General features: G+C 60.7%; 18 protein-coding genes. 12 read left to right on the top strand and 6 right to left on the bottom strand.

The window, feature by feature from the left end; genetic code table 11:
* The first annotated feature begins 47 nt into the window (after positions 1–47).
* The 3 genes from HCR76_RS11695 to HCR76_RS11685 are packed head-to-tail and all read left to right on the top strand — an operon-like array spanning position 48 to position 3,640.
* Complete coding sequence (locus HCR76_RS11695) at positions 48–452, top strand: ArsR/SmtB family transcription factor (RefSeq protein WP_235934252.1); 405 nt, start codon at positions 48–50, stop codon at positions 450–452.
* A 17-nt stretch (positions 453–469) separates the two neighbouring features.
* Positions 470–2,119, top strand: a complete 1,650-nt coding sequence (locus HCR76_RS11690; RefSeq protein ID WP_198248044.1) for a SulP family inorganic anion transporter — start codon at positions 470–472, stop codon at positions 2,117–2,119.
* A 30-nt stretch (positions 2,120–2,149) separates the two neighbouring features.
* A complete protein-coding gene (locus HCR76_RS11685) occupies positions 2,150–3,640 on the top strand; it encodes a malate:quinone oxidoreductase (protein ID WP_342357074.1) in 1,491 nt (496 codons plus the stop codon).
* Between the two features lie 836 nt (positions 3,641–4,476).
* On the opposite strand, the gene HCR76_RS11680 is transcribed toward HCR76_RS11685, so the two are convergent.
* From HCR76_RS11680 to HCR76_RS11670, 3 genes are all read right to left on the bottom strand, one after another.
* Complete coding sequence (locus tag HCR76_RS11680) at positions 4,477–5,085, bottom strand: hypothetical protein (protein WP_198248043.1); 609 nt, start codon at positions 5,083–5,085, stop codon at positions 4,477–4,479.
* 91 nt (positions 5,086–5,176) lie between these two features.
* Complete coding sequence (locus HCR76_RS11675; protein ID WP_166990517.1) at positions 5,177–5,821, bottom strand: response regulator; 645 nt, start codon at positions 5,819–5,821, stop codon at positions 5,177–5,179.
* Positions 5,809–7,068, bottom strand: coding sequence for a sensor histidine kinase (locus HCR76_RS11670; protein ID WP_166990514.1), 1,260 nt, complete (start codon positions 7,066–7,068; stop codon positions 5,809–5,811). Before HCR76_RS11670 ends, HCR76_RS11675 begins: the two co-directional genes overlap by 13 nt.
* 170 nt (positions 7,069–7,238) lie before the next feature.
* On the opposite strand from HCR76_RS11670, the gene HCR76_RS11665 reads away from it, so the two are divergent.
* Both HCR76_RS11665 and HCR76_RS11660 read left to right on the top strand, forming a co-directional pair.
* The gene (locus HCR76_RS11665; protein WP_166990511.1) at positions 7,239–8,015 is read left to right on the top strand and encodes an ABC transporter ATP-binding protein; all 777 of its coding nucleotides are present in this window, start codon (positions 7,239–7,241) and stop codon (positions 8,013–8,015) included.
* A 2-nt stretch (positions 8,016–8,017) separates the two neighbouring features.
* Positions 8,018–10,495: an ABC transporter permease gene (locus tag HCR76_RS11660; protein ID WP_166990507.1), complete on the top strand. Its 2,478-nt coding sequence runs from the start codon at positions 8,018–8,020 to the stop codon at positions 10,493–10,495.
* Positions 10,496–10,516: 21 nt separating this feature from the next.
* Here the strand turns inward: HCR76_RS11660 and rfbB are convergent, their stop codons facing one another.
* Together rfbB and rfbD are read right to left on the bottom strand one after the other, a co-directional pair.
* On the bottom strand, positions 10,517–11,515 hold the full coding sequence (gene rfbB, locus HCR76_RS11655) for a dTDP-glucose 4,6-dehydratase (RefSeq protein WP_166990504.1): 999 nt from the start codon (positions 11,513–11,515) through the stop codon (positions 10,517–10,519).
* A 4-nt stretch (positions 11,516–11,519) separates the two neighbouring features.
* Positions 11,520–12,407 carry a dTDP-4-dehydrorhamnose reductase gene (gene rfbD, locus HCR76_RS11650; RefSeq protein WP_166990500.1) on the bottom strand — a complete coding sequence of 296 codons (888 nt, stop codon included), beginning with the start codon at positions 12,405–12,407 and terminating at the stop codon, positions 11,520–11,522.
* Between the two features lie 66 nt (positions 12,408–12,473).
* Here rfbD and HCR76_RS11645 point away from each other — a divergent pair, with 66 nt between their 5' ends.
* From HCR76_RS11645 to HCR76_RS11615, 7 genes are all read left to right on the top strand, one after another.
* The gene (locus tag HCR76_RS11645; protein ID WP_166990497.1) at positions 12,474–13,085 is read left to right on the top strand and encodes a dTDP-4-dehydrorhamnose 3,5-epimerase family protein; all 612 of its coding nucleotides are present in this window, start codon (positions 12,474–12,476) and stop codon (positions 13,083–13,085) included.
* Positions 13,085–13,945, top strand: a complete 861-nt coding sequence (rfbA, locus tag HCR76_RS11640; protein WP_166990494.1) for a glucose-1-phosphate thymidylyltransferase RfbA — start codon at positions 13,085–13,087, stop codon at positions 13,943–13,945. Before HCR76_RS11645 ends, rfbA begins: the two co-directional genes overlap by 1 nt.
* 47 nt (positions 13,946–13,992) lie before the next feature.
* Positions 13,993–15,087 (top strand): DUF418 domain-containing protein, encoded by a 1,095-nt coding sequence (locus HCR76_RS11635; RefSeq protein ID WP_166990491.1) that lies wholly within the window; start codon positions 13,993–13,995, stop codon positions 15,085–15,087.
* Positions 15,088–15,194: 107 nt separating this feature from the next.
* Positions 15,195–16,454 (top strand): nucleotide sugar dehydrogenase, encoded by a 1,260-nt coding sequence (locus HCR76_RS11630; protein ID WP_166990488.1) that lies wholly within the window; start codon positions 15,195–15,197, stop codon positions 16,452–16,454.
* Positions 16,455–16,529: 75 nt separating this feature from the next.
* Positions 16,530–17,135: a thymidine kinase gene (locus tag HCR76_RS11625; RefSeq protein WP_166990484.1), complete on the top strand. Its 606-nt coding sequence runs from the start codon at positions 16,530–16,532 to the stop codon at positions 17,133–17,135.
* 149 nt (positions 17,136–17,284) lie between these two features.
* Positions 17,285–18,757, top strand: coding sequence for a sugar transferase (locus HCR76_RS11620; protein ID WP_166990481.1), 1,473 nt, complete (start codon positions 17,285–17,287; stop codon positions 18,755–18,757).
* Positions 18,757–19,872: a glycosyltransferase gene (locus tag HCR76_RS11615; RefSeq protein WP_166990477.1), complete on the top strand. Its 1,116-nt coding sequence runs from the start codon at positions 18,757–18,759 to the stop codon at positions 19,870–19,872. Before HCR76_RS11620 ends, HCR76_RS11615 begins: the two co-directional genes overlap by 1 nt.
* Here the strand turns inward: HCR76_RS11615 and HCR76_RS11610 are convergent.
* Complete coding sequence (locus tag HCR76_RS11610) at positions 19,869–21,140, bottom strand: lipopolysaccharide biosynthesis protein (RefSeq protein WP_166990474.1); 1,272 nt, start codon at positions 21,138–21,140, stop codon at positions 19,869–19,871. The genes HCR76_RS11615 and HCR76_RS11610 overlap by 4 nt on opposite strands.
* Between the last annotated feature and the right edge of the window lie 35 nt (positions 21,141–21,175).

The raw sequence follows: 21,175 nt of genomic DNA, 5'->3' as shown, positions 1-21,175 counted from the left end.
GCTGTTCCGTTAGCCACGAGACGGGTATGATTGTGTGATCACATCATATGATGGATTCATCAAGTGGAGGAAAATTGGAGGACAGAAACTGGGACGCGCAGCGACCCTTGTATGAGGTGAAGGCGAACCTCTTCAAAGGGCTGTCTCATCCGGTGCGAGTGCGGGTTCTGGAATTACTCTGCGCGCAGCCGGAGACCTCGGTATCTGAATTGCTGGAAGATACTGGGCTTGAAGCGTCGCATCTCTCGCAGCACCTGTCGGTCTTGCGCAGGCACCACTTGGTTGTCGCGGAGCGCCGGGGCAGCCTCGTTTTCTACCGGATCGCGTTTCCGCAGGTCGCCGACTTCCTTCTCGTTGCTCGGCATCTGCTCACCGAGGTGCTGCAACAGAATCAGCAGCAGCTGATGTCAACTATCGAGCTGCCGGATGTTCCCCTGGCACATACTCAATGAGCAGGCTCGCAGTCTCAATGCGGTCTTTGCGTGCGCTGTTGCCCCAGTGGCGGGACTATCGGGAGCTTCCGAGATCGTGGCGGCGCGATGTGGTGGCCGGCGTCACAGTCGGAATCGTCGCTCTTCCACTGGCACTCGCCTTCGGGGTCAGCTCGGGAGCGGGCGCAGAAAGCGGCTTGATCACCGCGATCATCGCCGGTGTCGTGGCCGCAGTATTCGGCGGGTCGAATGTGCAGGTGTCGGGACCAACGGGCGCGATGGTTGTCGTGCTGGGTCCGGTCATTGCCGTCCATGGGGTCGGTGCGCTCGCCCTCGTGTGTCTTCTCGCTGGGCTGATCGTGCTGGTGGCGGGATTGCTCAGGCTCGGCGCCGCTGTCTCGTATATTCCGTGGCCGGTGATCGAGGGGTTCACCCTCGGCATCGCTGTCATCATCTTTCTGCAGCAGGTTCCCGCCGCACTGGGCGCGGAGCCTGGGCCGAGCAACAACGCTTTCGTCGCTGCCCTCGAATCGGTAGGCACCGTCAATCTCGCAGATCTCTGGTGGCCCCTGATCATCGCTGTGCTGGTCGCAGTGATCATGATCGTCAGCCCCAAGGCTCACGCGGCGCTCCCCGGATCGATCATTGCAATCATCGTTGTCGCTCTCGGCGCCACACTGTTGAACCTTCCGGTAGCGACGATCGGGGAACTTCCCGCTTCACTTCCCGCGCCTACCCTTCCGGCATGGGACAGCGCGATGGTCCTCACTCTTCTCGGCCCCGCGTTCACGATTGCTGCACTGGCCGCGATCGAGTCGCTTCTTTCGGCACGGGTTGCCGCATCCATCTCTGACACCGGGCCGTACGATGCGGACCGGGAGTTGATCGGTCAGGGTCTCGCGTCCGTCGCAGCAGGGTGCTTCGGGGGCATGCCTGCGACAGGCGCGATCGCCCGCACCGCCGTCAATATTCGCTCCGGGGCACGCACAAGACTTGCGGCGATTGTGCACACCCTCGTCTTGCTTCTCGTCGTATACGTCGCCAGCAACGTTGTCGCCACCATTCCTCTCGCCGCGCTCTCTGGCGTGTTGATGGTCACGTCGGCGCGAATGATCTCTCTTGCGACGGTGCGCACGATCCTCGGTTCCACACGGTCGGATGCTGTTGTGTTTACGCTCACTGCGCTGGTCACAGTGAGCGTGGATCTGATCTATGCGGTCGGGGTGGGCGTTCTCGCTGCAGCATTCTTCACTTTGCGCCGTCTTGCGAAGTCCGCGGGTGTGCATCGCGAGGAGCTGCCTCTGCCCGTTCATCCTGCAGATGAGCGCATCGCCCTGTTCCGGCTCGATGGGGCTTTGTTCTTCGGCGCTGCCGAGCGCGTGCTTGCCCGGGTGAACAGCATCCAAGACGTCTCAGTGGTCATTTTGCGTCTGTCCAAACTGCAGGTTCTCGACGCCACCGGCGCCCAGGTGCTTACGGAGCTCGTTCATATGCTTGAACGACGCGGTGTCACCGTGCTCATCAAGGGCATCCCTCCTGAGCACATTGCTCTCGCGACACGTGTCGGTGTCATCGCCTCGCTTCGACATCACAAGCACCTCTTCACCGATCTGGAAGGCGCGGTCGATCATGCCCGAAGTCACGTACGCCGAAGCCGTGATGCCGATGCGAGCGCCTCAACACGGTGACGTCCTGAGCACTCGGCTTGTCACCTTAGAATGGAAGCCATGACGTCTTCCCAGCCGGTCGATGTCGCCCTCATCGGGGGCGGCATCATGAGCGCCACCCTTGCCTCCCTGATTTCACAGCTTGAGCCCACCTGGAAGATCGAGATCTTCGAGCGGCTTGGCGACGTTGCCCAGGAGTCGTCGAACCCCTGGAACAACGCGGGCACGGGGCACTCAGCACTGTGCGAGCTCAATTACATGCCGCGCGCCAAAGACGGCTCGGTCGAGCCGACCAAGGCCGTGGGCATCAACGAGCAGTTTCAGATCAGCAGGCAGTACTGGAGTTTCCTCGTCGAAAAGGGGCTCATCACCGACCCCAACACGTTCATCAACGCTACGCCGCATATGACATTTGTGCGGGGCGAGAAAGACGTCGACTACCTTAAGCGGCGCTATGAGCTGCTCAAGGAGCAGCCGCTGTTCGAGGGCATCGAGTACTCGGACGACCCCAAGGTCATCAACAAATGGGCACCGCTGCTCATGCAGAAGCGACTCAAGCAAGACCAGCCCTTTGCCGCAACCTGGCAGCCAGCGGGCACTGACGTGGACTTCGGCTCGCTGACACACCAGCTTGTGGATGCTGCGACAGCATCCGGTGCCAGCCTCAATCTCAACACCGAGGTGAAGTCGCTGAAAAAGCAGAAAGACGGCACCTGGCTGCTGAAGTACAAGCAGCGTGTGGGCAGCACCCCGGGGCAGCTCAACGCCCGATTTGTTTTTGTCGGCGCGGGCGGATGGGCGCTCAAGCTGCTGCAGAAGTCGGGCATTCCCGAGATCAAGGGGTACGGCGTCTTCCCGATTTCGGGGCAGTTCTTGCGCACAGACAACCCGAAGATCGTAGAGCAGCACACAACGAAGGTGTACAGTCAGGCTGCCGTTGGCGCTCCGCCCATGTCGGTGCCGCACTTCGATGCGCGCATGGTTGATGGCAGCCCGAGTCTGCTTTTCGGCCCGTATGCGGGCTTCAGCCCCAAGTTCTTGAAGAACGGCCATATCTGGGACCTTGTTACGCAGGTGCGCACGCACAACCTCATTCCGATGCTGGCCGTCGCGAAAGACAACCCCGATCTCATCAAGTATCTGCTCGGTGAGCTGATGGCGAGCAAGAGCAAGCGGTTCGAATCGCTCAAGGAATTCATGCCGACCGCGAAGCAGAAGGACTGGTACCTGATCACGGCCGGTCAGCGCGCGCAGGTGATGAAGAAGGATGCCGACAAGGGCGGCGTTCTGCAGTTCGGTACGGAGGTCATCTCGAGTGCAGACGGCTCAATCTCGGGCCTGCTCGGGGCCTCGCCCGGGGCATCCACGGCCGTGCCGATCATGCTGAACATTCTTAAGCGCTGCTTCCCCGCGAAGTCGGGGGAGTGGGAACCCAAGCTGCGCGAAATGATTCCCACCATGGGAACCACGCTCAACGGTGACGCCGTACGCGTCGACGAGGTGCTGGGTGAGACCTCAGAGGCGCTCAACATCGGTCGCTGAGGTTACGACCGCAGGTAGGTGAGCGCTGCCAGCATGCGGCGGTGGCCTCGGTGACCACGAGCTGCTCTGAGAACGGCTGAACTAGTTTCTCCCTTGTGCAACGCCGAGAAGTTCACGCATTTCGTCAAGTGACTCTCGTGCAAGCGACTGCACAATGTCGTCGTGGTTTGTCCATGGGGATGTTTGTTCCATAAGCGCACGCACGAGTGTCCTGACTCGTTTGCGGCTTTGTCGGCTTAGACCCATTACCGATTCGTGAGGATCAGTAAGGCATGCGAGAAGAACGACCGCGTCTTCAGCGTGACGTGCTCGGTCGCGAGAATCCTCGAGATAGGCGGCACCTTTAAGTACTAGTGCTCCGCGTAAGTCGGGAGTGACGATTCGAACGACGTCGTTCTTTGTTCTTAGGTCGACGTTTATCGTCCTTTGCAATGCGCGTGTTCCTCCTGGCACACCAAAGAGCGGGCGTCCCGCGTAGCGGGGCTTTTTCCAAATGGCGTGACGATCTGAGCACATGAGGTCTATTCGTTCAAGACCACGATTGAATCGATAGGCGTGCCGGGAATCTTTGTCCAGAATGAACCCGGATTTCTCCAACGTAGACACGGCTTGCCCAAAGGTTACGGCTCTTGTTTCAAGATGTAATGCCGAATCAACATCTACAGTGAAGCGTGCTGCAGGGAGATCTGCGAGCTCAGCATGAAGTTTGACCATAAGTCCGCCGATGAGAGTCCACGAGTGCGGCGGAAGAACGCGTGCAAGTTCAAACGCTGTGGTCCATGGAGGTTCATCCCACCCAGGCGACTGGGCTGTAATGGAAACGTGCGGGCGTTCAATCACACTCTGCCTTGCGCTCTCTTGATCCATTGTTCGGCTGCTGAACTCTCGCGAGTGTCGCCAAAGGCATAGAGTGCAAATACCTCAAGCGCTGAAGCGTGTTTGTCGTTTCCCTCAACGATGACGATATCTCCTGAATCATCGAGCGCAAGACGGTTTTGCTTGGCGACACGGTGTGCATCATTTGTGACGAGGATTCCAAGGCCGCCGCCCGAAGACAGACCCAATTCAGCGAGTAGCTTTGGCATGAAACTGCGCCCGCGTGTGACGCCCGAGGCTCGTCTAAGGGAGACCCTATCTCGCAGAATCTGCCCGGCAAGGGCACCCACATTTGCCGTTCGAATCCGATGCTTCATTCGACTCAGTTCGGAGCCGCGAAGTGCATTTGTGGTGCCGGAAACAAGGAGGTCTAGTGCCGAGTTCCGAGTAGTATCTGACCAGTTGCGCCCCCGGTGGCGAGTACGTGCCAGAACTTGAACTTGGCGGGCCGACACCGAATGTGAAGATCCGAACCGGGTTGCTTTGACTGCTCCGGTGCTCGCGGCTCGCCGCACTTGCCGGGCTGTCACCCCCAATTCTTTGGCGGCCTGTTCTGTGGAAAGCTGCATACATATATTGTCCCAATGCGGACTATATCTGTCAATATAAGAAGGCCCAGAACAAGAGGGCAAAGAGCATCGAGTTGGCGACTCTGGCCGGTTACGACCGCAGGTAGGCGAGCGCTGCCAGCACGCGGCGGTGGCCTGCGTCATGCGGAGCGAGGTCGAGCTTCGAGAAGATGTTGCCGATGTGCTTGCCGACGGCGGCTTCGGTGACTACGAGCTGCTCTGAGATGGCTGCGTTTCCCATACCCTGCGCCACGAGGCTCAGAACCTCGCGCTCGCGGGGAGTCAGCCGTCGCACGGGGTCGTCGGCATCGCGGCGGCTCACCAGTTGGGCGATCACCTCGGGATCCATCGCCGTACCGCCGTCCACAACGCGACGCAGAGCAGCCACGAACTCGCCGACGTCGCCGACGCGTTCCTTCAGTAGGTAGCCGACACCGGATGCTCCATCGCCCAGCAGCTTTGCCGCATACGTGTCTTCGACATACGCCGAGAGCACGAGCACAGGAAATGCGGGTTTGCGGCGCCGCATCTCGAGCGCGGCTCTGAGCCCCTCGTTTGTGAATGTCGGCGGCATCCGCACGTCGAGCACGGCACCGTCTACCTCGTGTTCGTCGAACGCCGTCAGAACATCGTCGGGGTTGTCGACGGCGGCCGCCACCTCGATTCCCTCGCCGTTCACGAGCATCGTCAGCCCTGCGCGCAGCAGAGCGTTGTCTTCGGCAATCAGAATCCGCACGGCAACTCGACCTTCAGTTGGGTGGGCCCGCCAACGGGGCTCGACAACGAGAGCGTACCGCCAAGTGCCTCGGCGCGACTGGCGACGCCCCCGAGGCCGGTGCCGGCTGCGCCGACTGTGGCCCCACCGCGACCGTCGTCGTCGACCTGCACAATGAGCGTGTCTTCAGGAGAAGACGAAACAGTGCTGAGCGTCACGCTGACTGTCGATGCGTTGGCATACTTGGCAACGTTCGTCAGCGCCTCGGCCAGCACGAAGTACGCGGCAGACTCCACGGCGGCCGGAGCGCGTTTCAGCGCAGACACGTCGAGAGTCGTCGGCATCCCGAGTCTGCTTGTCAACGTTGATGCGGCACCCGAGAGCCCCAGCTCATCGAGCACGGGCGGGTAGATGTCGTGCACCATCTCGCGTAAACCCGTGAGGGCGTCAGAGGCGGCATCCTGAGCCTGCACCAGGAATGACGCTGCTTTGTCTGGATCGTCGTTCATCGTCCGCTGGGCGAGCCCGATCATCATCACGACGCCGACAAGCTGATTCTGGGCGCCGTCGTGCAGCTCGCGTTCGATGCGGCGCAGCTCGCTCGAGTGCGCATCGAGCGCCGCGGCCCGGCTGCGGGAGAGCGACTCGATGCGCTGCTCCATGTCGTTGACGCGGTCGGGCCAGAGCATTGCCAGCGTGACGCTCGCGGATCGGCGGGCAAGTGCCGGCAGAATGACCCAGCCGATAATGGCGTATGCGATGCCGATGCCGAGCGCGGCGATCGCCAAGGGCCAGCTGGTCACAGCGAAGGGCGCGAAGACGGGATCGTCGGTCGGAACGCTCCACCAATACGTTGCCGCGAGAATGTTGTTGAGACCACCGATCGGCAGACCAAGACCGAGCACGACCACAACGGGCATGAGAATCAGGTGGCCCACAGCCCACACGGCGTTGCGCTGAAACTCTGACGACGTCACTAGAGCAACGCGCTCCGTGAACGACAGACCTCGGTGACCATGTCGGATGCGTTCAGGCGCCCGCGAGCGAGAGAAGCCGGCTGCGCGTGCACGAGCCCGATCCGCCAGCTGTTCGAGCCATTCGACGAGCGTCGGCACCGCGAGCCAGCCGATTCCCAGCAGAAGAAACGGTGCGACAGCGAGCACAGCGCAGAGGTAGAAGAGTCCGACAAGCCACCAGCCGGCCTCGACGGCGATGAACGCGATGGCGCGCCATCGTGGTCGAAGGGAAGAGACGGATGCTGTGGGCATACCCCTATCTTCGCCGACCAGCGACGCGATGTCGGTAGTGCTGACCCTACCCTTCGGCTCAGGCTCAAACGCTCGCTGACGCGCTTTCCAACCCTGGTAGGGCCAGCACTACCGTGAAGACGCCCGGAGGCACCCGTGTACGGGAGGCCAGGCATTCGTAACGTCGAAGTATGACTTCACAGACCCAGCATTTCGCTCCCGCCTCCGGCACCTACGCGCCGCCACAGCCCGCCGTTCAGCTTGAGAACATCGTCAAGACGTATGGCGAAGGCTCCGGCACCGTCACCGCACTCGCCGGGGTGTCCCTGCAGATTCCCACGGCTTCATTCACTGCGATCATGGGCCCCTCCGGCTCGGGCAAGAGCACACTGATGCACCTCGCGGCCGGGCTCGATGTTCCCACATCGGGTTCCGTCACACTCGGCGGCACCGACATCTCCCGATTGCGCGAACGGCAGCTCACACGCTTCCGCCGCGACCACGTCGGCTTCGTGTTCCAGTCGTACAACCTGTTACCGCAGCTCACGATCGCACAGAACATCACGCTTCCGCTGCTGCTGGGACAGCATCCGGTCGACACAGCCTGGTTCGACCACGTTGTGAGGGCCGTCGGCATCGCCGACCTTGTCGGTCGCCGACCGCAACAGCTCTCGGGAGGGCAACAGCAGCGCGCGGCCATCGCACGAGCGCTCGTCACCAGGCCCGCCGCCGTGTTCGGCGACGAGCCGACCGGTGCCCTCGACTCTCGGTCCGCCCGCCAGGTGCTCGCCCTGCTTCGGCAGGCAGCCACAGACCTGCAGCAGACCGTCGTGATGGTGACGCACGACCCGATCGCTGCCTCGTACGCCGATCGCGTCGTCTTTCTCTCTGATGGTCGGCTCGCCGGCTCCATCGATAGCCCCGACATCGCCAGCATCACCGCTCACATGGCGCAGTGGGGGGAGTGACCATGTGGACTCTCGCTCGCGCGTCAACCGCGCACCACCGTCGCAGTTTCATCGGCGTTGTCGTCGCCGTGCTGCTCGCCTCCGCTCTCAGCACGGCACTCGGCGTTCTCGTCGAGTCCGGCCTTCGCGGCGGCGTCGCCGTTGAACGTCTCGCGGGCGCAGATGTCATCGTCGGGGCACCGCAATCCAAGCCGGTCCCCGAGGACGTCCCCGTTCCCTTCACCGAACGTGCCCTGCTGCCCGAAGACACAATCGACGACATCGCCGCGGTGCCTGGGGTGAAGCACGCCATCGCCGACGTCGAGGTGCCGCTCACCACACACGACGGAACCGAGGTCAGCGCCCATCCGTGGGCAGCGGCCGCTCTCACGCCGTCCCCGCTCAGCGCGGGTAGCCCTCCCACGGCCGCAGACCAGGTTGTGGTCAGCTCCGCCCTCGGCGCAGAGCCCGGCGATCGCATCGAGCTTGCCCACGGGGGAGTGCCAATCACCTACACGGTCAGCGGCGTCGTCGACCCGGCCAGCGCCACCGTCTCAACGTCGAATGTCTTCCTGAGTGAGCAGGGCATCGATGCACTCTGGCCGCATCAGGGCAGCATCGCTCTCGTCGGAGTCATCGCCGCCGACGGAACGGATGCCGCTGCGCTCTCTGCCGCGATCACCGACGCAGTGCCCGGCATCGTCACCTATGAGGGCGCGGCGCGTGGAGACGTCGAGTCGCTCGCCGGTGCTCAGGCGCGAACCAACCTCATCGCGCTCAGCGGATCGCTCGCCGGAGTGGCGCTCATCATCGCCCTGTTCGTGGTCGCCAGCACGCTGTCGCTCTCGATCGCGCAGCGACGCCGAGACTTTGCTCTTCTGCGCGCGGTCGGCACCAGTTCACGCCAATTGCAGGGCATCATCGTCCGCGAGACCGGCCTCGTCGCATCGATCGCCGCCGTGCTCGGCCTGATTCCCGGCTACGCTCTCGCGCAGCTGCTCGGCGATCAGTTCGCCGTCGGCGGGGTCATCCCTGCAGACTTCGCGCTTGCCTTCAGCCCGCTCCCCGGCATCGGCGCTGTCGTGGTCACCATCGCAACCGCAGTTCTCGCTGCCGTCGTCAGCGCGCGACGCCCGGCGAAGGCATCACCCATCGAGGCTCTCGTGCAATCGCGCGTCGAAACTCCTCAACTGAGCCGCGGCCGCGTCATCACGGGTCTCAGCCTCGTCATTGCCGGAGTCGTTGCCTCCCTGGTGCCGCTGTTCATTCGGGGAGAGGCCGCGCTTGCCGGCCCGGCATCCGCTGCCCTGCTGATCATCGTCGGTGCCGCGCTTCTCGGCCCGCGCATCGTCGAGCAGTCTCTCACCATCGCAGGTCCCCTGCTGCGTCGATTCCGTGCAGCGCCGGCAGTGCTCGCCGACGCGAATGCCCGCAGCTTCACCCGCAGGCTCTCCACGGCAATCATCCCTCTGGCGCTCGGCATCACGCTCGCGATCGTGCAGCTTTTCGTGCCGGCAACCGTCTCGGCCGAGGCATCGTCGCAGTCCGTCGACGGCACAACAGCCGACTACATCGTCACGGCACCAGCGGGCGGCATCGCCCCCGAGCGTGGTGCGGAGGTGGCGGCCATCGACGGAGTGGATGCTGTCACGCCCGTCATCCGCTCGAACGTCATCGTCGAGACGGGGGAGCCCGGCAGCGAGTTCTCCATTGTCGAGACCAAACCCCTTCAGGGCGTTAATCCGACGTCGCTCGACGGCACACTCGATCTCGCCGTCTCCGAGGGGAGCTTGACCGAGCTCTCTGCTCCCGACACCGTGGCACTCAGCGGCAACCAGGCATTCTCCTTGGGAGCGGGCGTCGGCGACACCGTCGATCTCACACTTGGTGACGGCACTCCGCTGTCTGCCCGCGTTGTCGCCACCTACGATCGAGGTCTCGGCTTCGGCGACGTGACGATGGCCGCCGACGCACTCCGCTCGCACACGACGACCGGTCTCGCCGACTATCTGCTGGTCTCGGGCACGGGTGACGCCGTCGAGAGCCAAATCGCCGCACTCGGGCTGAGCTTTACCAACGTCTCAGAACTGGGCGCGGCCGGGGCCGAGGATGCCGCTATGCAGTCATGGGCGTCAGTCGTCGCACTGCTGGTCATTCTGGGCTTCATGGCGCTCGCCGTCGTGAACACGCTCGTCATGGCGACGACGGAGCGCCGCGAGGAGTTCGCTCTGCTGCGACGGCTCGGTGCGACGCCGGGTCAGGTCACGGCCACGACGTTCCTCGAATCGGGACTGATCTCGATTCTGGCCGTCGTGCTCGGCACCGTGATCACGCTGCCTCCGCTTGCCGGCATCGCGTTCGCCCTCACGGGCCAGCTGATCCCGGTGTTCCCGCCGGTCACCTACGCGGTGCTCGCCGGTGGAACGCTGCTGCTCGGCATCCTCTCGATCGTGGTGCCCACCAGATCGGCACTGCGCGCGCCGCTCGTGTCCGCCGAGTGACAACGTGCGCGCCGAAGCTCGTTACCGGCCCTGCGCCGTGTAGCGGGCTTCGGCTGCTTTCTTCTGCGGTTCCCACCAGGCCGGGTCGTCGCGGTACCACGCGATTGTTGACGCGAGTCCTTCAGAGAAATCGGTAAAGCGCGGCGCCCACCCGAGCTCGGTGCGCAGCTTGGTCGAGTCGATCGCGTAGCGCAGGTCGTGGCCGACCCGGTCTGTGACCAGATCGTAAGCCCCGGCGGGCTGGCCGAGTTGCTGCAGAATCATCTCGACCACTTCGCGATTGTTTTTCTCCCCGTCGGCTCCGATCAGGTACGTCTCACCGATGCTGCCGTGCTCGAGCACACTCAGCACGGCAGACGAATGGTCTTCCGCATGAATCCAGTCGCGCACGTTCGCTCCGGCGCCGTAAAGCTTCGGGCGCACACCGGTCAAAACGTTGGTGATCTGCCGCGGAATGAACTTTTCAACGTGCTGGTAGGGGCCGTAGTTGTTTGAGCAGTTGCTGATCGTCGCTTCGATGCCAAAGGAACGCACCCACGCTCGCACGAGCAGGTCGCTTGCCGCCTTGGTTGAGGAGTACGGGCTCGAGGGGTTGTACGCCGTCGACTCGGTAAACCGATTCGGGTCGTCAAGCTCGAGGTCGCCGTACACCTCGTCGGTCGAGATGTGATGAAAGCGTGTTCCGTGCCGACGCGCAGCCTCGAGCAACGTGTACGTGCCGATCACGTTGCTGTCGAGAAACGGCCGCGGATCATCGAGCGAATTGTCGTTGTGGCTCTCCGCCGCGTAGTGCACGACGGCGTCATGGCTGGCGACGAGACCGTCGACCAGGTCGGCATCCGTAATGTCGCCCTGCACAAGGGCGAATCGGGATGCCGGTAGGCCCTGCAGCGAGGCGGTATTCGCGGCGTAGGTGAGCTTGTCGAGAACGGTGATGCTGTGCGCCGTATTGTCGAGCACAAAACGAACGAAATTTGATCCAATGAAGCCGGCGCCGCCGGTGACAAGAATGTGTGACACCAGATCAGCTTACGTCGGTCGCATCACCCTGCAGGTGCCGACGTTGGTCGTCGAACACCCCCGTCTGCACGGCGTCGTGCAGCGCGTCGCGCCAGGGCCGCATAGGCTCGAGGCTGATGGCGTTCCACGCCCCATGGGCGAGCACCGAGTTTCGCGGTCGAGGTGCGGCGCGCACAAAGCGTGCGCTGTCGGTTGGGCGGATGCGGTCAGGGTCCAGCCCGCACTCGTCGTAGACCGCCCGGGCAAACTCAAACCATGTCGTGTCACCGGAATTCGTGCCGTGGTAAATTCCCGGGGCCGCGTTCTGCTCGAGCAGCTGTCGAATGTGATCGGCGAGGTCTCGTGTCCACGTCGGCTGGCCCCGTTGATCGGTGACGACGTCGACGGTCTCTCGCTTTCCGGCGAGCGTCAGCATCGTCGCCGCAAAATTGGGCCCCGCCTTGCCATACAGCCACGCCGTGCGCACAACGATGCTGCCCTCGGGGTACAAATCACGCACAAACCGTTCGCCTGCGGCCTTCGATCTGCCGTAGCTCGAGAGCGGATGAAGCTCCTCGTCTTCGGAGTACGGCTCGGTCGAGGTTCCGTCGAACACATAGTCTGTGGAGATCTGCACGAGTCGAGCACCAGAGCCCTTGCTCGCCTCGGCAAGATAGCGTGCCCCCTCGGCATTGACGTGGTAGGCCAGATCTTCGTTCTCTTCTGCCGCATCGACGTTGGTGAAGGCCGCGGCATTGATCACGACGTCCTGACCGGCGACTGCGTGGCGCACGGCTGCAGCATCCGTCACGTCGAGCGTACGGCGATTGGCTGGCGTGACGTCGTGGTGGGCAAGGCTCTCGCGCAGGTCGGTTCCGAGCATGCCATCAGCGCCGGTGATGAGAATCTTCACGTGTGTACCTCCGACTGGTGTCGCAATGCTGAAATCTCGCCGCGTGCAGGCACGTAAGCTGTGGGCGTGGAGATTCGAGATTTGGCTGTCCCCGACAGTTATGAAATTACACCGAAGACGTTCAAAGACGACCGTGGTGTCTTTCTCGAATGGTACCGGTTCGACAAATTAGAAGAGCGAACTGGTCGCCCGTTCGAGGTGAAACAGGCGAATACGTCGGTGTCGGCGAGGGGTACCGTGCGCGGCATCCATTTTGCTGATATTCCTCCGAGCCAGGCCAAATACGTAACGGTGTCACACGGATCGGTCATCGACTTCATCATTGACATCCGCGTGGGTTCCCCGACATTCGGCGAGTGGGACTCGGTGCAGTTGGACGACGAGCGCCGAAACGCCGTCTTTCTCTCGGAAGGCCTTGGGCACTGCTTTGTCGCGCTCACCGAGGGCGCGACCGTCTCGTATCTGGTGTCAGACACATACAACCCCGAACGCGAACACGGCATATCGCCGCTCGATCCCGACATCGCCCTCGACCTTCCGTTCGGCCGGGACGAGCTTCTGCTGTCGCCCAAAGACATCGGTGCGCCATCGCTCAGCGCGGCGAGACGCGACAATCTCTTACCCACGTGGGATGCCGCTAGGGCGTTTTATGCACGGGCCGCGGAAGGTCACCCCTGATGCGCGGAATCATTCTTGCGGGCGGATCGGGAACGAGGCTGTGGCCGATTACGCGGGGCATCTCGAAGCAGCTGATGCCCATCTACGACAAGCCCATGATCTACTACCCGTTGTCGACGCTGATGATGGCCGGCATCCGCGAGATTCTGGTGATTACGACGCCAGAGCATCGCGCACAGTTTGAGGCGCTTCTCGGCGATGGGGCAGCGCTGGGCATCAGCCTGCAGTACGCGGTGCAGCCGTCACCCGATGGTCTGGCGCAGGCGTTTCTGATCGGCGAGGATTTTATCGGGGATGAAAGCGTTGCCCTGGTGCTCGGCGACAATGTCTTTCACGGCACGGGACTGGGAACCTCGCTGAACGGGCACAGTGACATCTCGGGTGCGCTCATCTTCGCCTACCACGTAGCAAATCCCGCGGCCTACGGCGTCGTCGAGTTCGATTCCGACAATCGAGCGGTCAGCATTGAAGAAAAGCCTGTTTCACCCAAGAGCAACTATGCGGTGCCCGGGCTGTATTTCTACGACAACCGCGTCGTCGACATCGCCCGGTCCATCACGCCGAGTGCCCGTGGAGAGCTGGAGATCTCGTCGATCAACGAGCACTACTTGGCTCTGGGCGAGCTGCAGGTGCAGGTGCTGGAACGCGGAACAGCGTGGCTCGACACCGGAACGATCAACTCGATGATGCAGGCATCGGAGTACGTCAGAGTGATCGAAGAACGTCAGGGGCACAAGATCGGCTGCATTGAAGAGGTTGCGTGGCGCCAGGGATGGATCAGTGACGAGCAACTCTCTGCACACTCGGCGACGTACGCGAAGAGCGGCTACGGAGATTACCTGTCTGGGCTCGACGCCTAGTCAGTCACCGCGGTCGTGGTCGGATGCTCCCCGCTATGCTGGGGCGCGTGACGAGTAACGATGCGACGGCCAGTGGCACGCAAATGAATTCGCATCACAGGGCAGGCATCGTTCGCCTCGTGATTCCCGATGTTCTGCGCGGCGTCGCAATCGTTGCGATGCTCATCGCCCACGCCAACGTTTTTCTGCCACACACGCCGGGGGCCGTCGGGTTTCTGGCCGGCAACATCAACGATCTCGCCTCACCGCTTTTCGCCCTGGTCATGGGAATGTCTGCCCAGATCGTCACGAACCGCTCGAGGACTCCGGGCATCACCTACCTGCAGCAGGTGATCCGCGGGCTGGTGCTCATCGTGCTCGGAGTGTGGATGGCAACGTGGGGCTCGTGGGTGGCGATCATTCTCGCGCACCTCGGAGTCCTGCTGATCGTCGGTGCGGCAATCGTGCTGCTTCGCACAAAAACAGTCATCGCCATCGCGCTGGCGGTCGCGATCATCAGCTCTCCTCTCAACGCCTGGGCGAAACAACAAGTGTGGGCATACACGAACGGCGACGCCGTCCGCGAAATCGCATCGTGGATCGCCATCAGCCCGCACTACCGGCTCACCAACCTGCTGCCGTTCTTCCTCCTGGGAGCACTCGTGCTGCGCCACGGCATGAAGCGCGACAGTGTGCTCTGGAGCATGCTCGCGATGGCTCCCATCGCCTACCTCGTGCGTCCGGTATCTGAGAAGTTCCTCGGGTTGCCCGAGTCAGTCTCCGGCGACTACCGCGACACGCTCCATGACGTCGGACTGGTCTTCCTCGCCTACGCCATCGTCGTTCTTCTCGCGACGCTGAAGGTAGGCGCGTGGAAGCGCTTCGTCGACGCCGTCTTCGTGCCACTTCGCGGCTGCGGGCAGGTGGCGCTGAGCCTGTACCTGCTGCATGTCGCACTCATCGCCGCATTCAACGTGCAATACGGTCGCCCGCCCGACAACAACTACGTCGGCTGGATCATCATCGTGCCGGTGATGATCGCGATCGGCTGGGCCTGGTGGCGCTACGTAGGAACCGGCCCCGTCGAATGGCTGCTCGGGTTCGTCACGGGCAGACGCAAACCACTGCTGCGTTTGCGAGCTACCCAATCCAGTGATCGGTAACGCTGCTGGATCCAGAGAGCTAGCCCACGCGAATGTGGCCTGCGCTCCGGTAAGTTGGCGTTATCGAGAAGTGCAAAACCCTGACTCGTATTGGAGAATAACAAAGCATGCAAACCCAAAAGGTCGTAATTGTTGGACAGGGGTATGTTGGCCTCCCGGTTGCAATGCGAGCAGTCGCTCAAGGGTACGACGTCGTTGGGCTAGATTTGAACCAGCTGCGAGTGAGCCAGCTTTCGAACGGCATTTCTTATGTCGAAGACGTATCTGAGGCTGAACTTCGGACAGCTCTGGAGACAGGCCGCTTTCATCCAAGCTCAAGATACGAGGATGCGCAGGATTTCGATTTCGCGGTGATCAGCGTTCCAACGCCACTGAACGAGTCGATCCCGGATCTTTCATTCATTGAGAGCGCGGGGGAGTCTCTTGCTCCTCATGTCAGAAGCGAATCGACAGTCATCCTCGAGTCCACAACTTATCCCGGGACCACAGAGGAACTCTTGGTTCCAGTTCTCGAACAAGGTAGCGGGTTGAAAGCTGGTAGAGACTTTAGCGTGGGATACAGCCCTGAGCGCATCGATCCAGGAAATGCCATCTGGAATTTTCAGAACACTCCGAAAGTCGTTTCAGGAGTGGATGAGCGTTCCACGGAGAGAGTCATCAGGTTCTACAAGAGTTTGGTTGATGTCGTCGTCCCGGTAAAGTCCCCTCGAGAAGCTGAATTGACGAAGCTTCTGGAGAATACCTTCCGACATGTTAATGTCGCGCTAGTCAACGAACTTGCAATGTTCGGTCACCAGCTCGGAGTAGATGTCTGGAACGCAATTGAAGCCGCGGGAACGAAACCCTTCGGTTTTATGAAATTCACTCCAGGGGCCGGCGTTGGAGGGCATTGTCTCCCGGTTGATCCGAGCTATCTCCTCTGGGAGGTACGCCGAAAGCTGGGCAAGGGGTTCCGGTTTGTCGAGCTCGCGAATGACATCAACGATCACATGCCCGACTACGTTGTCCAGCGGTTGATGATCGGTATGAATGAACGTTCAAAAGCGCTTCGTGGCTCAAAGATTCTTCTCCTGGGGCTCTCATACAAGGCAGGGACAGGAGATATCCGGGAATCTCCGTCGATGAAGGTAATGACGGCGCTTAAAGAACTTGGCGCGGATGTTTATGCTCTCGATCCGTTTGTGGATGAGGCGATTTGGCCGACAACAGCAAAGCGAGTCGAATCAACACGCCAGGTCGGAGACATAGACGCCGCAATACTCCTTGTAGATCACCCGAATGTTGACTATTCAGGCTTGAACGAAGCTGAGTGTTACGTTCTCGACGTGCGAAATCGCATATCTGGGGAGAACGTGGAGCACCTTTGAACATGTTATTGAGGTTGCCCGACGCAGAAAGTGACTGATGACTGAGTGAAGGTGCTTGCATCTAAGCTTGAGCACGTGGCAAAACTGTACTTCCGTTACGGCGCGATGAACTCCGGCAAGAGCACGGCACTCCTTCAAGCGGCGTTCAACTACGAAGAGCGCGGACAGCGTGTGCTCCTCTCAAAGCCGTCCGTCGACACCAAGGGTGACCAGTCGATCGAGAGTCGTCTCGGCGTCACCCGCGACGTCGACTACGTCATCACTCCCGAAGACGACACCTACGTGCAGTTTCAGCGCATGCGTGCCGAGCACATTAGCGCGACGAACCAAGACGTCAGTTGCCTGCTGCTCGATGAGGCACAGTTTCTCACCGAAGAACAGGTTGACGGGATGCTGCGGATCGCACTACTTGAGGGAATCCCCGTTCTTGCCTACGGCATCCGCACGGACTTCCGCACAAAGGCGTTTCCCGGCAGTCGACGCCTGCTCGAAGTCGCCCACTCGCTCGAAGAGCTGAAGACCATCTGCCGCTGCGGCCGCAAGGCACTGTTCAACGGACGACGCGTCGGCGACCGCTTCATCTTCGACGGCGACCAGGTGGCGATCGACGGCGCCGAGGTCACATACGAGTCGCTCTGTGGAGTCTGCTATCTGCAGGAATCCGGGGGAGTGCTGGGCTGAATCACCTGTGACGGGTAGCATCGACGTGTCCCCAGTTAGGGGGATGATTGCGATGTTGCTGGTGCGCCACCTTGTAACCTGAGTAGCGCTATGCGTTCGCTGACAACGTGTCAGTAGTCGCGCGAAGGGGACTTATTCGGATGCTCACAATGGGGAGTGACGCTCGTAGTGTCCGAGAAGACACCACACGAAGCGCTATTCACTGGACTGAGCGCTATGCGCGACGAATTCGTTTTACAGATATCGTCGTCGTCGTCATCGTCGTCTTTGCGACTCAACTCTTGTGGCTTGGCACGACGACGCAGCTCGCCGGAGTCGGTGTCGAATACTGGGGAGTGTCAATTGCTCTCGCTGCTCTCTGGCTTATCGTGCTCGAGATGTACGGTTCGCGGTCATCGCGCGTCATCGGTGCTGGTTCGGACGAGTATCGCGTCATATTCGATGCAAGCCTGCGGCTCTTTGGCATCACGGCCATCGTTTCGCTACTCTTCCAGATCGACTTCTCGCGAGGCTATCTGCTGATTGCCTTCCCCGTCGGCACAGTGCTGCTTCTCGTCACCCGATGGTTGTGGAGGCAGTGGCTGCGGGGTCAACGTCGTAATGAACTTTTCGTCTCTCGCGCGATTCTTATCGGCTCCCAGAGGGCGAGCAATTCCGTCGTCGAAGACCTCAACCGATTGAGCGGCACGGATCTGATGCTCGTCGGAATCTGCATCACGGGTGACGACGACGAGGTCTCGGAGTACAACGACGTCGAGCACGGCGGTTCGCTCCCTGTCATGCGAACTGCTCGGGACTACGTCGAACTTATGGAGCAGGTAAACGCAGACACACTCGTGATCGCGAGTAACGAGCATCTGTCGCCCGCAGACATTAATGACATTAGCTGGCAGCTGACTCCGGGCCGGCACCACCTCATCATGGCTCCGAGCCTCACGAACATTGCAGGGCCGCGACTCAGCGTCCGGCCAGTCGCCGGTCTTCCTCTGATTCACGTCGAGACTCCGAAGATGGAAGTTCGCGAGACAGTTCTGAAGCGGCTTTTCGACGTCTGCGGGTCGCTGCTGATCTTGCTTATTCTGTCGCCGCTCTTCCTCCTTCTGAGCATCCTGGTCAAATTGTCGAGTCCAGGACCCGTCTTCTACACGCAAGAGCGAATTGGGCGACTTGGCGCTCCGTTCCAGATCCGCAAATTTCGGACGATGCGACAAGATTCCGATGGGATGTTGGCTGAGTTGCTGAAGGCTCAAGGCACTGATCAGAGTCCGCTCTTCAAGATACGTTCCGATCCGCGTGTCACGCGCGTGGGGTCATTCCTTCGCAAGTACTCGCTTGACGAGCTTCCTCAGCTTGTGAACGTGCTCTTTGGCGAGATGAGTTTGGTCGGGCCCAGACCCCAGCGGGAGGGCGAAGTCGCGCTCTATGATGAGGCGGCGAAACGACGGCTGGTTGTCAAACCAGGCATGAGCGGCCTCTGGCAGGTCAGCGGACGGTCGAATCTCGAGTGGGAAGACGCGATTCGACTCGACCTCTACTACGTTGAGAACTGGTCGCTGACCAGCGACCTCGCAATTCTTTTCAAGACCTTCCGCGAAGTGATCTCGCCGACGGGAGCGTATTAGTGGCAGGCGTGCTCGTTCATGAGTGGATCGAGAAGATCGGCGGTTCCGAGAACGTACTAGAGGCCCTGTCGCATATTTTCCCCGATGCAGACATGTTGTGTTTGTGGAACAACGCAGCGGAACGCTTTCCCGATCGGGTAGTCAGAGAGACGGCTTTGGCGCGTTCCCCATTACGGGGGCGGAAGGCAGCGGCACTCCCATTCGTGCCTGCTGTCTGGCGCAATCAGACCAATCACGATTATGACTGGGCCCTCGTGAGCTCGCACTCATTTGCTCATCATGTATCTTTCAGATCGCAGCGGCCAGATTTTAAGAAGCTCGTGTACACGCATACTCCGGCCCGATACATTTGGACACCAGAACTAGACGCGCGTGGGAGGTCCGTCTCCGCACGTCTGGCAGCCCCAGTTTTTAAGGGTGTAGATCGGCGACGGGCTCAAGAGGCGACATCAATCGCGGCAAATAGCCGCTACGTTGCGATGCGAGTCAAGTACGCATGGCAACGTGACTCTGAGGTAATTTATCCACCGGTCGACGTTGAAGCTATCCAAGCGATTACGGATTGGTCATCGCAATTGGGGGAAGAAGAAGCCCAAGTTGCGACGTCACTTCCGTCAGCGTTCGTTCTTGGCGCTTCGAGATGGATACCGTACAAGAGGCTCGAACTGACGATAGACGTCGCAGAAGCGCTGGGCATGCCAGCCGTAATCGCGGGAGCCGGTCCGGAGGAGAAATTCCTTCGCTCGCGTGCCGCTGACTCAAGTGTTCCTGTGAAATTTGTGCATTCACCCAGTAACGCGTTATTGCGCACGCTGTACCAGCGAGCAATTCTATTTGTGTTTCCCGCGGTCGAAGATTTTGGGATCATGCCCGTCGAGGCGATGGCGGTCGGCACTCCCGTTCTGTGCAATGCTCGAGGAGGTACCCGCGAATCTGTCTTGGACGGTCAAACCGGTCGTCAGATCGAAGATTGGCAATCTGCGAGCGAAGTGTTGGCGGCTGCCCGTGATGCGATTGCGTGTAACCGATCGGTAACTCGCGATCACGCCGCGACGTTCTCCAAGACGCAATTCTCGCGGCGCATTACTGAATGGCAGAAGTCTCAAGTTTCCTAGTGGAACTTTCCTCGAGAGATGAATCTGTGCACGACGGCAACTGCAGTTCTTACGTCCGTTGATCTAATGCCGTAGAAGCTCGACATAGGTACTCCGCAATACCTGTTCATCCAAATCACATTGAGGAGGCCAGCGACTATGTTTCCGGCAACTGTGGCAAGAGCAGCGCCCATTGCTCCCACTAACGGGGTAAGCACAATGAGGATCGCAACGTTGCAGAGTGCGGCGATGGCCAATGAAACACTCCTAAGGCCCGGGCGACCTCGTGAGGTTAGCCCGATTCCAGCAACTGAACCTGGATTGCCGAGGACAATTCCGAGCGATAGCACCCATATGAGCGGGATGGCTCCGGCGAAATCCTCTCCGAAGAAGAACGGTACGGCCCAAATCGATAGGAGACCGATCGCAATGCAACCGCACGCAGTGATGAGCGTAGATACCCTGCTAGCGGCAGCAATCCTATTGTCATCCGTGCCGCCGGATTCAATGGCGAAAACGACGTCGCGAATCGATGAATTGACGACGAGGACCATTTCACTCACCGTGACTGCCACCACGTAGAGCCCGAGATCATATGTGCTGGCCAAAACAACCATAAGAGTCTGGTCTAGGCGCGCAAGAACGACTCCTGACAGCGATCCAAGCCATATGCGCGACCCGTAAGAGATGACGTTACTGAAGGCGTGAGGGGAAGCAGCCGCGCTCGTCTGCCGTCGTGGAAGGCGCACGTAAGCGATAAGACCTACGCAAGTACTGAACGCCATCGCTATAGTCCCAGTCGTTATGTCTAACGAGTCTGTGAGTGCAAGTGCGACGACCGTCACCATGCGCGCCGTGGAATTCGTGATCCTTTCAAATGTGATGCGCCACCACGCGCGACGTCCAGCCGCGATTCCCCGTAGCGCGGTTTGGATGAGCGTTGGAACCACAATCATGCTGGCGAGAACCATGAGCTTGTCCAAACCCGGTACGCCAGCAGCGAGAGGCATCGCAAGCGCAGCGATAATCCCAACGGAAACTGCTCCGGTGCCAGCAAGTGTGAAAAGTACCGAAACCACAATCGCGCGCCAACGCGCGGAGATCCGAGTCGAGTAGTAAGTGAGTGCTTCTGGAAGTCCGAGTGTGACAAGGCTGACCGCGAGTAAGGTCGGAGCGATTGCTGCTGCGACTGTTCCTCGTCCATCCACTCCGAGTGATTGCGCAAGCACTGGCGCGGTCACGAGACCAGCCAATGGCACCGCGACATTACCGAGAAGCGTGATTGACACGCCTCGTGACACTCCAAAACCGTCGTGATTGGTTG

It is taken from the genome of Paramicrobacterium chengjingii (genome assembly GCF_011751765.2).
Classification (GTDB): domain Bacteria; phylum Actinomycetota; class Actinomycetes; order Actinomycetales; family Microbacteriaceae; genus Paramicrobacterium; species Paramicrobacterium chengjingii.
Note: the sequence above shows the minus strand (reverse complement) of the source record. Positions and strands in the feature narration are given on the sequence as shown.